We start from the raw sequence: 15,444 nt of genomic DNA on the forward strand, positions 1-15,444 counted from the left end.
CTTTTACGATCAATAGGCTGTTTTGTTCTTTAACAATCTGGAAGAAGTAGTAAAGAATTTATCAGTTGTAGCTGATGCGTTGTGATGACGTGTTGGTTGCGACTGGTGGGTTGTGATTGTATCAATCATATGTATGAAAGAGTTCTCGCAGCAATGCGAGTAGTCTGGAATACGGCACGCAAACTCAAGCTCTATAGCGTTTCTCGCAAGAGAAGCTAACGTTATAGGGACAAGCGAATAAGTGCACATGGTGGATGCCTTGGCGATATCAGGCGATGAAGGACGTAGTAGCTTGCGATAAGCTGCGGGGAGTGAGCAAACACACTTTGATCCGCAGATTTCCGAATGGGGAAACCCGGCCCTTTGGGTCATCCCACACTGAATACATAGGTGTGTGGAAGCGAACGCGGCGAACTGAAACATCTAAGTAGCTGCAGGAAAAGAAATCAACCGAGATTCCCAAAGTAGTGGCGAGCGAAATGGGAACAGCCTGCAAGATTTAGCATCAGCGATAGTGGAACGCTCTGGAAAGTGCGGCCATAGAGGGTGATAGCCCCTTACACGAAATCCCTGGTGTGGAACTAAGCTTGCGACAAGTAGGGCGGGGCACGTGAAACCCTGTCTGAACATGGGGGGACCATCCTCCAAGGCTAAATACTCGATATCGACCGATAGTGAACCAGTACCGTGAGGGAAAGGCGAAAAGAACCCCGGAAGGGGAGTGAAATAGAACCTGAAACCGTGTGCATACAAACAGTAGGAGCCTCGCAAGGGGTGACTGCGTACCTTTTGTATAATGGGTCAGCGACTTACATTCAGTGGCAAGGTTAACCGCATAGGGAAGCCGTAGAGAAATCGAGTCCGAATAGGGCGTTCAGTCGCTGGGTGTAGACCCGAAACCAAGTGATCTACCCATGGCCAGGATGAAGGTGCCGTAACAGGTACTGGAGGTCCGAACCCACTAACGTTGAAAAGTTAGGGGATGAGCTGTGGGTAGGGGTGAAAGGCTAAACAAACTTGGAAATAGCTGGTTCTCTCCGAAAACTATTTAGGTAGTGCCTCAAGTATCACCATCGGGGGTAGAGCACTGTTATGGCTAGGGGGTCATCGCGACTTACCAAACCATTGCAAACTCCGAATACCGATGAGTGCGAGCTTGGGAGACAGACGCCGGGTGCTAACGTCCGACGTCAAGAGGGAAACAACCCAGACCGCCAGCTAAGGTCCCAAAGATTGGCTAAGTGGAAAACGAAGTGGGAAGGCTAAAACAGTCAGGAGGTTGGCTTAGAAGCAGCCATCCTTTAAAGAAAGCGTAATAGCTCACTGATCGAGTCGTCCTGCGCGGAAGATGTAACGGGGCTAAGCCAGTCACCGAAGCTGCGGATATGCGTAAGCATATGGTAGGAGAGCGTTCTGTAAGCCTGCGAAGGTGTCTTGTAAAGGATGCTGGAGGTATCAGAAGTGCGAATGCTGACATGAGTAGCGATAATGCGGGTGAAAGGCCCGCACGCCGTAAGCCCAAGGTTTCCTGTTCAACGTTCATCGGAGCAGGGTGAGTCGGCCCCTAAGGCGAGGCAGAGATGCGTAGCTGATGGGAAGCAGGTTAATATTCCTGCACCGTCGTTAGATGCGATGGGGGGACGGATCGCGGAAGGTTGTCCGGGTGTTGGATGTCCCGGTTCCTAACTCAAAGAAGGCGCTTAGGCAAATCCGGGCGCGTAATTCAAGGGGTTGGGACGAGCGGCTTTATGCCGCGAAGCAATCGGAAGTGGTTCCAAGAAAAGCCTCTAAGCTTCAGTCTAACGAGACCGTACCGCAAACCGACACAGGTGGGCGAGATGAGTATTCTAAGGCGCTTGAGAGAACTCGGGAGAAGGAACTCGGCAAATTGGTACCGTAACTTCGGGATAAGGTACGCCCTTGTAGCTTGACTGGCCTGCGCCAGGAGGGTGAAGGGGTTGCAATAAACTGGTGGCTGCGACTGTTTAATAAAAACACAGCACTCTGCAAACACGAAAGTGGACGTATAGGGTGTGACGCCTGCCCGGTGCTGGAAGATTAAATGATGGGGTGCAAGCTCTTGATTGAAGTCCCAGTAAACGGCGGCCGTAACTATAACGGTCCTAAGGTAGCGAAATTCCTTGTCGGGTAAGTTCCGACCTGCACGAATGGCGTAACGATGGCCACACTGTCTCCTCCCGAGACTCAGCGAAGTTGAAGTGTTTGTGATGATGCAATCTACCCGCGGCTAGACGGAAAGACCCCATGAACCTTTACTGTAGCTTTGCATTGGACTTTGAACCAATCTGTGTAGGATAGGTGGGAGGCTTTGAAGCGGTGACGCCAGTTGCCGTGGAGCCAACCTTGAAATACCACCCTGGTTTGTTTGAGGTTCTAACCTTGGTCCGTTATCCGGATCGGGGACAGTGCATGGTAGGCAGTTTGACTGGGGCGGTCTCCTCCCAAAGTGTAACGGAGGAGTTCGAAGGTACGCTAGGTACGGTCGGACATCGTGCTAATAGTGCAATGGCATAAGCGTGCTTAACTGCGAGACTGACAAGTCGAGCAGGTACGAAAGTAGGACATAGTGATCCGGTGGTTCTGTATGGAAGGGCCATCGCTCAACGGATAAAAGGTACTCTGGGGATAACAGGCTGATTCCTCCCAAGAGTTCATATCGACGGGGGAGTTTGGCACCTCGATGTCGGCTCATCACATCCTGGGGCTGTAGCCGGTCCCAAGGGTATGGCTGTTCGCCATTTAAAGTGGTACGTGAGCTGGGTTTAAAACGTCGTGAGACAGTTTGGTCCCTATCTGCCGTGGGCGTTGGAAGTTTGAGGGGGGCTGCTCCTAGTACGAGAGGACCGGAGTGGACGAACCTCTGGTGTACCGGTTGTCACGCCAGTGGCATTGCCGGGTAGCTAAGTTCGGAAGAGATAACCGCTGAAAGCATCTAAGCGGGAAACTTGCCTCAAGATGAGACTTCCCGGAGACTTGATCTCCCTAAAGGGTCGTTCGAGACCAGGACGTTGATAGGTCAGGTGTGGAAGCGCAGTAATGCGTTAAGCTAACTGATACTAATTGCCCGTGCGGCTTGTCCCTATAACCTTAGCAAGGTATAGGCAAGTAAGCGTGTGAATGACTGTTCAATCACACCCGCCAATTTGTAGTACCCCTAACTACTGCTTCTTCCCAGATTGAGTTGTTTGTATCCGCCAGCAGCAACGGCAATACATGCAACGCTACAAGTTATGCCTGATGACCATAGCGCGTTGGTCCCACCCCTTCCCATCCCGAACAGGACCGTGAAACGACGTCGCGCCGATGATAGTGCTGCAACCAGTGTGAAAGTAGGTAATCGTCAGGCTTGTTATTCGCATGAGCCCCTCCTTCGAACGAAGGCGGGGCTTTTTGCTTTGCACCGGCAGAATCGTGACTGTGCCGGCAGGTGGCAGATGGCGACGAGGGGGAGTGCAGCGATCCCCGCAGATGTCGATCGGCTACCTAAAACGGATAGCTGACTCGCACGACAGCGAAGTTCACGCCATCGTTTGGTTTCTTTATGCTTCCGTTCGAGAAATGCTGAATCTTCAGGCTGACATCGGCATTGTTGGTAAAGACATACCCGATGCCGATGTGGTCGCCGAACTGGAAGCGTGTCGAAAGCTGCTTGTTGTTGTTATCGTAGAGCTCGGATAGCAGGTGGGCACCGATGCCGGCTTCAGCGTAAAAACCCTTCAAGCTGTTGTTCTGGAAGCGGAAAACTGGCGTGATGCCTACTGCAGTAATATTTTGCGTATTGCCGGGGATGTTCTGGAATCGATTGCCTCTCCAATGGGCTGCTGTCAGTTCCCAATAACCGCCAATATGCGTTCCGTTAGTGTTCCACCACGTCGAGTTCCACTTCCATTGGGCGCCGAGGCGCACCATTTTTGTCTTGTCGCCAGTTCCAAATTCAACGGATATAGAGTCCGCAGCAAGGCTTGCCGGAGAGAGCGTGGTAAGCAAGCAGCCGATAACAAGTGCCGTAGTGCTTGTGCGGATTGCATTCATCCGTTATTCCCTTTCGCATTGAAGTCAGAAATGACAAGTTTCTATTTTACGCAAAAACCGAAATTTGTCCGGATGGCAATTTAAATACTGGCCTTATGGGATATACGCATGTTCCGCGCGGCCAGGAATGTCGACCTGAAGAGATAACACGTATCCAGAAAACGGGCGGGCATTCAACTCGATGTCCGTGCGCTTATGCCTTACTGTCGTGATATATATCGTTCGCAAATCCGCGCCACCGAAGGCGGGCATCGTGGGACAAGTAACGGGAAGCGCGATATCTTGCAGGATGTCTCCTTTGGGGGAAATGCACAATAATTTGCTCCCTTCATACATCGCGCACCAGTAGGAATCCCCATTGTCCACCGCCGCGCCGTCGGGACGGCCGCCATAATTTTCATCCCGGACATCAGGGAATTGCTTGAAAAGACGGCCGCCGTCCAGAGAGCCGGAAGCAAGGTCGTAGTCGTACACAGAAATCCGGTGTGCAGTCGTGTCTGCGTGATAGATCTTGCGGTTATCGATCCCGAATGCGAGGCCATTCGAGACTGTTACAGGATTGCCGACCTTGCGGATGATGCCTCGTTCGAGGCAATACAGTGCCCCCAGCGCCTGGCTGCGGTCATCGGAGAGCGTGCCTATCCAGAGACGCCCTGCAGCATCGCATCGCCCGTCGTTGAAGCGGATACGCGACGCGTCGTAAGGTGCATCGACGATACGGCGCAAATCACCGTTGCGCGTGTCGAGCATGGCGATTCCGGAGCGCATTGCGACAACAAGTCCGCCGCCAATGCTCCATGCAATGCATCCGGGTTCGGAGGGCAGGGGCCAGGACGCGCGTGCTTTACTTGCAGGATCAAACCGATGCACGGCAAGGCCAGCGATGTCGATCCAGTACAGCGCCTGTTCTTCCGGATGCCATAACGGACATTCGCCAAGCAGCACGCATGAATCCGGAACCACCTGTATGTCGATTGCGGGCATGAAAGTTGGTTTTTTGAGATGATGATGCATCATTATCCGACAAACTGAATCAACAGGAGACCGACTTGAGCGCGAATGCTACGCTGCCGACCATCGCATTTTTGGGTATCGGGCTGATGGGGAAGCCGATGGCGACACGATTGTTGCAGGCTGGATTTCCATTGGTCGCATGGAATCGTACGCGAGCAAAGGCAATGCCGCTCGAGGCAATGAACGCAGTCGTGGAAGAGCGGGTTTCTGATGCTGTAAAGCAGGCGGATATCGTGATCACGATGCTGGAAGCCGGGCCGATTGTCCGCGATGTGCTGCAGGCCTCTGCACCTGCGATGCGACCTGGGACTATGGTCATCGACATGAGTTCGACGCGGCAATCGGAAGCGCAGGAGTTTCATGCATATTTGAAAGGATTCGGGCTCCACTTTATTGATGCGCCGGTATCGGGCGGCGTGCTGGGGGCCGAGGCCGGGACGCTTGCCATTATGGCGGGTGGCGATTCGGAAGACTTTGCTTGTGCGGAGCCTGTGCTGAATGTAATGGGGCGGCCGACGCTGGTCGGGCCTGCTGGGAGCGGGCAGGTTGCCAAATTGTGCAATCAGCTGATCGTTGGCGGCACGTTGTGCATCGTGGCCGAAGCATTGCTCCTGGCGCAGGCCGGAGGTGCAGACCCCGCCGCAGTGCGCACCGCACTCCGCGGGGGCTTTGCGGAAAGCCGGATTCTCGAGGTGCATGGCCAGCGCATGCTCGATCGAAATTTTCTTCCCGGTGGACAGGTGAAGAGCCAGGCGAAGGATCTCGACAATGTCCTGGTCGCTGCGGCCGCGGCCGGGGTAACGCTGCCCGTTGCCGAACTTGTTACGCAGACTTATCGCAGTATTCTGGATGCAGTACCCAACGCGGATCAATCAGCTGCCCTGCTTGCACTGGAACGCCTCAATCCCGGCAAGCGTGTCGGCGATGCTCCGGACAAACTACCATGAGACGAAGGAGATGCGATGAAGTTGAAACACTGGTTTTCCATTGTTGCCGCCGCAGTCGCCGTAGCGGGCAGCGGCGCTGTCCTGGCCCAGGCTTATCCGAGCAAGCCGATCAAACTCGTTGTGCCATTTCCCCCGGGCGGTACGACAGACATCCTTGCGCGCGCGGTGGGAGGCGAGCTGTCGAAAGCATGGGGACAACAGGTCATCATCGATAACCGGCCGGGAGCCGGCGGCAACATCGGCTCGGAAATCGTGGCGAAATCGCCGCCGGACGGATACACCCTGCTGATGGGAACGGTGGGGACGCATTCGATCAACCAGTCGCTGTATTCGAAGCTGTCCTTCGATCCGGTCAAGGATTTTGCACCGGTGACGCTGGTCGCAGCTGTGCCGAACGTCCTCGTCTTGAATGCGGCGCTTGCAGAGAAAAACAAGATCACCGATGTAAAGAGCTTCGTCGACTATGTGAAGGCCCATCCCGGGCGCCTGAACATGGCATCGAGCGGTAACGGCACGTCCATCCATCTCGCCGGCGAACTTTTCAAAACGCAGACGAAGACCTTCATGGTGCACATCCCTTACCGCGGGTCAGCTCCGGCGATCACGGACCTGCTTGGGGGGCAGGCCGACCTGATGTTCGACAACCTGCCGTCGGCGATGCCGTACATCAAGGCCGGACGGCTGAAGGCGCTGGGTCTGACGAGCGCGAAGCCGTCGCCGGCACTGCCCGACGTTCCGCCGATCGCTCAGGCGGGCGGAGACCTTGCAGGCTTTGAGGCGAGCTCCTGGTTTGGCATCCTGGCTCCAGCCGGCACGCCGCCGGATATCGTCAACAAGCTGCAGCAGGAAATTGCCAAGGCGCTGTCCAGTCCAGCCGTCAAGGAAAAGCTTGTTGCGCAGGGCGCGGATCCGGTCGGGAACACACCCGAGCAATTCGCCGCCCACATCCAGGCCGAAACCCGGAAATGGGCCAAGGTCGTCAAGGACTCAGGCGCGAAGGTCGACTGATCCTGCATTCCTGCCGGCGATGCATTGGTGGCCATCGCCGGCATTTCCCGAATACCTATTTCTATGACAGCCAATGTTCATGTGCGCACCGACTGGCGCGCGGTATGGCATCTCATCAAACCGTACTGGAGTTCAGAGGAAAAGTGGCGCGCGCGCGGACTGCTTGCTGCAGTGATCGCCCTCGCGCTGGGCATGGTGTATCTCGATGTGCTTTTCAACGCATGGAACCGCGACTTCTATAATGCGCTGGAAAACAAGGAGTACGACGCGTTCAAGGAACAGCTCTGGCGATTTTCCTACCTCGCTTTCATTTACATCGCGGTGGCGATCTACCGCGTCTACCTGACCCAGGCGCTGGAAATGCGCTGGCGTGCCTGGATGACGCGGCAGTATCTTGATGAGTGGCTGGCCAACCAGGCGTATTACCGGATCGAACAGACGCGCAGCGCGGACAACCCGGACCAGCGGATTGCGGAAGACCTGAACTTCCTGACCAGCGGCACGCTGACCCTGTCGCTCGGGCTGTTGTCCGCGGTCGTGACGCTGGTGTCCTTCGTCGGTATCCTGTGGTCGGTGAGCGGGCCGTTGTCGTTCATGCTCGGCGCGCAGGAAGTCACCGTTCCCGGATACATGGTCTGGTTCGCGGTGGCATACGCGCTCATCGGTTCCATGCTGGTGTGGGTGATCGGCAAACCGCTGGTACTGCAGAACTTCAACCAGCAGCGGTATGAGGCGGACTTCCGCTTTGGCCTTGTGCGTATCCGTGAATATGCGGAGGCCGTTGCGCTGTACCGCGGCGAAGTGCAGGAGCAGTCGCAGCTGGATGGGCGCTTTGAAAGAATCCGCCGCAACTGGTGGGAAATCATGCGCACGACCAAGCGGCTCAACGTGGCATCCAATTTCTATGCGCAGTTCGCCATCATCTTTCCGTTCCTTGTCGGGGCGCCGCGCTACTTTTCGGGGGCGATCACCTTGGGCGGGCTGATGCAGATCAGTTCAGCCTTCGGGCATGTGCAGGAGGCGCTTTCCTGGTTCATCAACGCCTTCAGCTCGCTGGCGAGCTGGAAGGCCAGCGTCAATCGTCTTGCCGGATTCCATGCCGCCGTCACGTCCGCCCGCATGCAAAGTGCGGGTATTGGCGTGGCACGCAACAATGTCGGTGCCATCCTGCTTGACGGGGTCGCCTTGCATCTGCCGGCAGGCACACCGCTCACCGCGCCGATTTCCGGCGAGGTGCGGGTGGGGCAGCGCATTCTCGTCACCGGGCCTTCCGGCTGCGGAAAATCGACCTTGTTCCGGGCACTGGCCGGGATCTGGCCTTATGGTGCGGGAAGCGTCGAGATTCCGAACCAGGCCAGGCTGCTTTTCCTGCCCCAGAAGAGTTATCTGCCTATCGGCACCCTGCGTGCGGCAATCGCCTATCCGGCCGAAGAGCACGCATACAAGGACCGTGCGATAGGGCATTACCTGGAGCTGTGCATGCTGCCGCACCTGGTGGAAAAGCTGGATGAAGCCGATAACTGGAGCCAGCGCCTGTCTCCCGGCGAACAGCAGCGGCTGGCGTTTGTGCGCGCGCTGCTCATGCGGCCGGATGCGCTGTTCCTCGACGAGGCGACCAGCGCGCTTGATCCGGATTCCGAAGCCGCGCTGTACGAGGCCATCCTGCGCGAGTTGCCGGAAGCGGCACTGGTGAGCATCGCCCACCGCGAGGCGGTGGCCAAATATCACGGGATTCGTTGGCAGTTTGTCCATGAATCGCCGGTTTTGGACAGGTTAGCGCACGCTACGGGGATGTCACGCTATACAATTCGAGCATCTCAACTCCCCAGCCCGTAATCGGGCGGCGCGACGCACATGCCGGTCATGTCGATCGCAACACTGGATTGGATCGACATGAAACGCTTCGTCATTCCGCTCGGAATGCTGTTGTCCCTCGCTGGCTGCGCTTCGCAACAGGAATCCGTGAAGCCGGATGCTCCTGCGGTCCGTGCTCAGGCGGATACGACACTCTCCGTTTTCTCGTCAAATCCCACCGGCGGCCTGCCGCAAGGCTGGGAGCCGATGATCCTGCTGCGAAACAAGAAGCAGACTCTTTACGAGCTGGTGAACAAGGACAGCACGACGGTCCTGCATGCGCGCGCCGACAGCGCGTCGTCCGGGCTCATGCACAAGGTCGACATCAACGCGCAGCAACAGCCGTGGCTGCACTGGAGCTGGCAGATCACCAGCCTCGTCAATTCGGCGGACAACACCAAGCGCGCGACCGAGGATTCGCCCGTGCGCGTCATCCTTGGCTTCGATGGCGACAAGGACACCATGCCTTTTACCGACCAGGTGCTGTTCGAGACGGCGCGCGTGATGACGGGCTACGAATTCCCGTATGCGACGCTGATGTACATCTGGGAAAACAACAAACCGACCGGTACGGTGATCGGCAGCACCTATACCAGCCGCATCAAGATGATGGTCGCTGAAAGCGGATCGGATGGGATCGGCGAGTGGCGCAACTTCGCGCGCAATATCGTCGAGGATTACGAGAAGGCATTCGGCGAAAAGCCGGGACGCCTGATCGGCGTGGGCGTGCTCACCGACACCGACAACACCGGTGAATCGGCGGAAGCGTGGTATGGCGATATCCAGCTGCTGCGCGAACGCTTTGCGCATCATTCCGGTCCGGGCGCGGCGCAGCCGTCCTTATCCCTCAGTCAGCGCAAGTAAGGCGAAACTTGCCAGCCAGTGCGTGCCGGCGTAGTCGCCGCTGACGGTGCCGGGCAGCGCGGCATCGAGATGCACATCGATGGCTGTGTCGACTTTTGCACGCAAGGCAGCATCCAGTTGCGGGCGTATCCTCTTCCAGCACCATGCGCGTGACAGGTTCACGCCGTCCAGGTGAGCCAGCTTGGGATCGCTGCGGTCGGTCACCTGCACCGGCAGCAGCCAGGTCGCCAGGTCGCTCTGCGTCGGGCAGAACAGCTCCCACCAATCCGCATAGCTGCAGCCGTCGACCAGCCGCAGCATGAGTGCAGCTTCCACCAATCCTGCTGACAGGAAATCGTCGCCGCCCGGTTCATAGGCGGCGGGATAACGTCGGTCGCGGCCGAACCAGGCACTCGCCTTGGCGGAAATCAGGCGACGCAGGGCCAGGTGCTGGACGGTTTCCGCGTAATCGAGCGCCAGCAACAGTCCGAAGGCGCTGTTGGCGTGCGTGCCGGCGCGCACGGGATATTGCGCCAGGGGCAGGAATTCCTGATAGCTGTCGACAACGGCTTCGGCAAGCGGCTGAAGATTGTCACGCCATCTGGCCGCGACGCCCTCGGTGGACGCGAGCATATGCAGCTCTGCCTGCAGCTTCAGCAGCCAGGCCCAGCCGTAGGGGCGTTCGAAAGTGCGGCGTGCCGGATGCCGCAAATAGGACGTTTCCATGGCGATATTTTCCGGGCTGAAGTGCCGGTCGAAAACATCCTGCACCTGCGCACGCTCGGGCAGTTCGGGCATCTCGCGCAGCAGACGCGCCAGCAGCCAATGCATGTGCACGCTCGAGTGCCAGTCGTAGCTGCCATAGAAAGCCGGGTGCAACTCGCGCGGACTGCGCAGGTCGGCGCTGCCGGTCAGGAGATGATCCGGTTTGTTAGGATATTCGCGCAGGACATTTTCAAGGGCGACGCGTGCGAATGGCGACGCGTATCGCTGCAAGGAATGGCGTTCCTGTGCGGTGGTCACTTTGCCAGCCACGCCTCGGCCAGACGCACCCAGTAGGTCGCCCCGATGGGCAGCAGGTCGTCGTTGAAGTCGTAACTCGGGTTGTGCAGGTTGCAGGGGCCCAGTCCGTGGCCGCTGTCGCGGTGGGCACCTTCGCCGTTGCCAATGAAGACGTAGCAGCCCGGCTTTTCCTGCAGCATGAACGCGAAATCTTCCGCGCCCATGGTCGGCTCTACTTGCGCGTCGACCCTGTCCGAGCCGACGATGGATCGCATGACATCGACGGCGAACGCCGTTTCCTTCGCATGGTTCACCAAAGGCGGATAATTGCGCTTGAAACGGAAATCCACCGTGGCGTCGAAGGCCGCCGCGGTATGTTCGGCGATCGCCTGCATGCGCTGCTCCATCAGGTCCAGCGTGGGCGTGGTAAAGGTGCGAACCGTGCCGACCAGCATCGCTTCGTCGGGGATGATGTTGGTGGCGCTGCCGGCGTGGATCTGCGTGATCGACAGCACGGCCGCATCGAGCGGGTTCCTGTTGCGCGTGACGATGGTTTGCCAGCTTTGCGCGATCTGTACCGCCACCATGATCGGATCGATGCCCTTGTGCGGTTGCGCGGCATGCGCGCCCTTGCCCTTGACGATGACTTCGAATTCATTCGACGAAGCCATCATCGGCCCGGCGGTCACGCCGAAGGTACCGACGGGAACGCCGGGCCAGTTGTGCATGCCGAACACGGCTTCCATCGGACATTCCCTGAACAGGCCGTCTTCCATCATGCGCCGTGCGCCGCCGCCGCCTTCTTCCGCGGGTTGGAAGATCAGGTACACGGTGCCGTCGAAATTGCGATGCTGCGACAGGTAACGTGCCGCGCCGAGCAGCATGGCGACATGTCCGTCGTGTCCGCATGCATGCATCTTGCCGGCGTGGCGCGAGGCATGCGGGAAGGTGTTGATTTCCTGCACGGGCAGGGCGTCCATGTCGGCGCGCAGGCCGACGGCGCGGTGACTGGTGCCATTCCTGATAATGCCGACGACGCCGGTCGTGCCCATGCCGCGAATGACGGGAATGCCCCAGCCGGCCAGTTTTTGCGCGACGAGTTCAGCGGTGCGCCGCTCTTCGAAACAGAGCTCCGGATGCGCGTGGATATCGCGTCGGATCTGGCGCAGTTCGGATTGGAATTCGAGAATCGGGTCGATCAACTTCATGTTTGCCTCCGGGAGCGCATGCCGGGGATGTGATAAAGCGATTATTGCTTTGCGGCATGCGAGCGGCCTGCGATATAGGTATATTACGCTTAGGCCGAGAGGGTATATTTTAACTACTGCAAACGCCGCTGCGGCATGGAATTATGCTGCGGTGCACGCGAGCGGCCCCTGCCCATTTTTTATCGCGCCGGACACTTGCCACAAGCGAGCGTCCGGCGGCTTTTCGGATGTGTTATGACCACTTCAATTGTCCGCGCCACCTGTCCCCATGATTGTCCCGATACCTGCGCGCTCCTCGTCACCGTGGAAGACGGCGTTGCCGTCCAGGTGAAGGGCGATCCCGATCATCCCACCACTGCCGGCGTGCTGTGCACGAAGGTGTCGAAGTACACCGAGCGGACGTACCACAAGGACCGCTTGCTGCACCCGATGAAACGCGTCGGAAGGAAGGGGGAGGGGCGTTTTGAGCGCATTACCTGGGACGAGGCGATCGAGACGATTGCCTCCCGCCTGGCCGACATAGCAGCGCGCAATCCGCAGGCGATCGTGCCATACAGTTACGCAGGTACCATGGGCCTGGTGCAGGGCGAGTCGATGGCGGCGCGCTTTTTCCACAAACTGGGGGCGTCACTGCTCGACCGCACCATTTGCGCGTCCGCCGGCGGGGAAGGGTACAAGTACACGATCGGCGCGCGCATCGGCACTGACGTCGAGCAATTCCAGAATGCCAAGTTGATCCTGATCTGGGGCGGCAACCCGATTGCCTCCAACCTGCACTTCTGGATGCGCGCACAGGAGGCGAAGCGGCGCGGGGCGAGGCTGATCGCGATCGATCCCTACCGCTCGCTCACGGCGGAAAAGTGCCACCAGCACATCGCGCTGCTGCCCGGCACCGACGCCGCCCTTGCCCTCGGCATGATGAACGTAATGATCGCCGAAGAACTGCTCGACAAGGCGTACATCGAACAGCATGCCTTCGGCTTCGAACAGCTGAAGGAACGTGCGGCGGAGTGGACCCCGGAAAGGACGGCGCAAACCTGCGGCATCACGGTCGAGGAAGTGGTGCAGCTGGCGCGCGAATACGGTGGAACCGCACAGCGCGGAGAGCCGGTGGCCATTCGCGTCAATTACGGCGTGCAGCGCGTCCATGGCGGCGGCATGGCGGTGCGCAACATTGCCTGCCTGCCGGCGCTGGCCGGGACATGGCGGCATGCGGCGGGCGGCATCCAGCTATCGTCGTCCGACACCTTCCCGAAGAATCCGCAGGCATTGCAGCGCCCCGACTTGCTGCAACGGCAACCGCGCACCATCAACATGAGTACTATCGGCGACGACCTGCTGCGTGAAAGCTCACAGGAATTCGGGCCGAAGATCGAGGCGCTGGTCGTGTACAACTCGAATCCTGTCGCGGTGGCGCCGGAATCGCAGAAAGTCGCGCTGGGATTCGCGCGCGAGGACCTGTTCACGGTCGTGCTCGAGCATTTTCAGACGGATACTGCGGATTACGCCGACATCCTCCTGCCGGCGACCACGCAGCTCGAACACGTCGATATCCATTCCACTTATGGCCATCTCTACATGATGGCCAACAATGCCGCCGTCGCGCCCTTGGGTGAAGCCAAGCCGAATACCGAAGTCTTCCGCCTGCTTGCCGCGCGCATGGGTTTCGACGATCCCTGCTTCCGCGAGAGCGATGACGACATCGCAGCGCAGGCCTTCAAGCGCAGCGACGTACGCGCCGTGCATTTCGACTGGGATTCGCTCAAGCGAAAGGGATGGCAGAAGCTCAACGCGCCCGACGCGCCCTTTGCCAACGGCGGATTCCCCACGCCCTCCGGCAAGTGCGAGTTCTATTCCGAGCAGATGAAGGCAGCCGGCCTTGATCCTTTGCCTACGTATATCCCGCCGTACGAATCCGTGGCCAGCAATCCGGAGTTGGGAAAAAAATATCCCCTCGCCATGATTTCTCCGCCGGCAAGGAACTTTCTCAACAGCACATTCGTCAATGTGCAGAGTCTGCGCGATACGGAAGGCGAACCGCATCTCGACATGCATCCTTCCGACGCGACTGCACGCGGCATCGAAGACGGAAATATGGTCAGGATTTTCAACGACCGGGGTTCCTACGTCGCCAAGGTCCGCGTGACAGACAAAGCACGGCGCGGGCTGGTGGTAGGCTTGTCGATCTGGTGGAAGAAGTTTGCCGCCGATGGCAAGAACGCCAATGAAGTCACCAGCCAGCAGCTGACCGACATGGGCAAGGCGCCAACGTTCTATGACGTCCTGGTGCAGGTGGAAAAAGCGTAGGCAGGAATGAAGATGAAGTGGCGGGCGTTGATCTTTTGCGGTGTGGCTGGACTGGTTGCGGGATGCGCGCAACTGGGGTATTTCGTGCAGGCCGCGCAAGGGCAACTGTCGCTGCTTTCCGAGGCGCGCCCGATCGACGACTGGCTCTCCAGCCCGGATGTCGAGGACAAGCTCAAGGGCAAGCTCACCCGCGTCAAGCAGATCCGCCAGTTCGCCGCGCGCGAGTTGGCCCTGCCGGATAATGACACCTTCACCACCTACGCCGACCTCAAGCGTCCCTTCGTGATGTGGAACATTGTCGCGACGCCCGAGTTGTCGTTGAAGCCCTTGCAATGGTGTTTCCCGGTCGCCGGCTGCGTGAACTACCGCGGCTATTACAGCAAGGAAGACGCACAGGCCTATGCGGCCGAGCTGCGCGCGGAAAAGTACGACGTGGAAGTCTCCGGCGTACCGGCCTACTCGACCCTCGGCTGGTTCAAGGATCCGGTGCTCTCCACCTTCATCCAGTACCCGGACGGCGAACTCGCGCGCCTCGTGTTCCATGAACTCGCGCACCAGGTCGTGTACGTGCCGGGCGATTCGCGCTTCAACGAGTCGTTTGCGGTGGCCGTGGAAGAAGCCGGCGTCGAGCGCTGGATGGCTGTCTACGGCGACGAGAAAACGCGCAAGGCCTACGCGGCGTACGAAGGCCGCAAGCGCGACTTCCTTGCCCTGCTGATGAAGCATCGCAAGCAGCTGCAGGAAAATTACGAGCGCGATGTCAGCGATGACGAGAAGCGCCAGGAAAAGGCGTCGATCTTCAAGTCGCTGAAGGACGAGTACCTGGTGCTGAAGGAGTCGTGGGGCGGCTACGCCGGCTATGACCGCTGGTTCGCCGAGCCGCTCTCCAATGCCCATCTGTCGGCCATCGCGACGTATCACGACTTCGTCCCCGGGTTCAAAGCCATGCTGGCCAAGCAGAAAACCATGGACAAGTTCTATGAAGCGGTCCGGCAGCTTGCAACGCTGGACAAGGACGAACGCCATCGCCAATTGGCGCAGTTCGGCAACGTGACGCCGCTGACTGCTGAAAATATCCACACAGCGGAGCAGGCACAATAATTCTCGATGGACGGTTTACCGGAAAAATGACAACGCGACCCTTGGTGGTCGCGTTGTCATTTTTGGCGCTGTGCCGTCAATTCTTTGCTGCGTTGCAATGCGCAATT

10 protein-coding genes and 2 rRNA genes are annotated in these 15,444 nt (G+C 58.5%); 8 read left to right on the top strand and 4 right to left on the bottom strand.

Annotation, left to right across the window (positions count from 1 at the left end; genetic code table 11):
* Window positions 1-227 precede the first annotated feature (227 nt).
* Window positions 228-3,102, top strand: a 23S ribosomal RNA gene (locus AC3WOY_RS17015).
* A gap of 152 nt (window positions 3,103-3,254) precedes the next feature.
* Window positions 3,255-3,367, top strand: a 5S ribosomal RNA gene (rrf, locus tag AC3WOY_RS17020).
* A gap of 137 nt (window positions 3,368-3,504) precedes the next feature.
* On the opposite strand, the gene AC3WOY_RS17025 is transcribed toward rrf, so the two are convergent.
* The gene (locus AC3WOY_RS17025) at window positions 3,505-4,053 is read right to left on the bottom strand and encodes an acyloxyacyl hydrolase (protein WP_492425832.1); all 549 of its coding nucleotides are present in this window, start codon (window positions 4,051-4,053) and stop codon (window positions 3,505-3,507) included.
* A gap of 93 nt (window positions 4,054-4,146) precedes the next feature.
* Window positions 4,147-5,037, bottom strand: a complete 891-nt coding sequence (locus AC3WOY_RS17030; RefSeq protein ID WP_492425834.1) for an SMP-30/gluconolactonase/LRE family protein — start codon at window positions 5,035-5,037, stop codon at window positions 4,147-4,149.
* A gap of 65 nt (window positions 5,038-5,102) precedes the next feature.
* Between AC3WOY_RS17030 and AC3WOY_RS17035 the strand changes: the two genes are divergently transcribed.
* The 4 genes from AC3WOY_RS17035 to AC3WOY_RS17050 all read left to right on the top strand — a co-directional run bounded on the left by AC3WOY_RS17035 (window position 5,103) and on the right by AC3WOY_RS17050 (window position 9,740).
* The gene (locus tag AC3WOY_RS17035; RefSeq protein ID WP_492425836.1) at window positions 5,103-6,014 is read left to right on the top strand and encodes an NAD(P)-dependent oxidoreductase; all 912 of its coding nucleotides are present in this window, start codon (window positions 5,103-5,105) and stop codon (window positions 6,012-6,014) included.
* A 15-nt stretch (window positions 6,015-6,029) separates the two neighbouring features.
* Window positions 6,030-7,022: a Bug family tripartite tricarboxylate transporter substrate binding protein gene (locus AC3WOY_RS17040; RefSeq protein ID WP_492425838.1), complete on the top strand. Its 993-nt coding sequence runs from the start codon at window positions 6,030-6,032 to the stop codon at window positions 7,020-7,022.
* A gap of 63 nt (window positions 7,023-7,085) precedes the next feature.
* The gene (locus AC3WOY_RS17045; protein WP_492425840.1) at window positions 7,086-8,858 is read left to right on the top strand and encodes an ABC transporter ATP-binding protein/permease; all 1,773 of its coding nucleotides are present in this window, start codon (window positions 7,086-7,088) and stop codon (window positions 8,856-8,858) included.
* 27 nt (window positions 8,859-8,885) lie between these two features.
* Window positions 8,886-9,740 carry a DUF3047 domain-containing protein gene (locus tag AC3WOY_RS17050; RefSeq protein ID WP_492425842.1) on the top strand — a complete coding sequence of 285 codons (855 nt, stop codon included), beginning with the start codon at window positions 8,886-8,888 and terminating at the stop codon, window positions 9,738-9,740.
* On the opposite strand, the gene AC3WOY_RS17055 is transcribed toward AC3WOY_RS17050, so the two are convergent.
* Window positions 9,717-10,754, bottom strand: coding sequence for a DUF2891 domain-containing protein (locus AC3WOY_RS17055; protein WP_492425844.1), 1,038 nt, complete (start codon window positions 10,752-10,754; stop codon window positions 9,717-9,719). The genes AC3WOY_RS17050 and AC3WOY_RS17055 overlap by 24 nt on opposite strands.
* Window positions 10,739-11,929 (bottom strand): M20 aminoacylase family protein, encoded by a 1,191-nt coding sequence (locus tag AC3WOY_RS17060; protein WP_492425846.1) that lies wholly within the window; start codon window positions 11,927-11,929, stop codon window positions 10,739-10,741. The genes AC3WOY_RS17055 and AC3WOY_RS17060 overlap by 16 nt, the downstream gene beginning before the upstream one ends.
* A 234-nt stretch (window positions 11,930-12,163) precedes the next feature.
* On the opposite strand from AC3WOY_RS17060, the gene AC3WOY_RS17065 reads away from it, so the two are divergent.
* Complete coding sequence (locus AC3WOY_RS17065; RefSeq protein WP_492425848.1) at window positions 12,164-14,236, top strand: molybdopterin-containing oxidoreductase family protein; 2,073 nt, start codon at window positions 12,164-12,166, stop codon at window positions 14,234-14,236.
* A 12-nt stretch (window positions 14,237-14,248) separates the two neighbouring features.
* Entirely contained in the window at window positions 14,249-15,337 is a 1,089-nt protein-coding gene (locus AC3WOY_RS17070; RefSeq protein ID WP_492425850.1) for an aminopeptidase, read from the top strand.
* Window positions 15,338-15,444: the final 107 nt, after the last annotated feature.

The sequence above is a fragment of the Noviherbaspirillum sp. FW303-A3 genome (assembly GCF_058788695.1).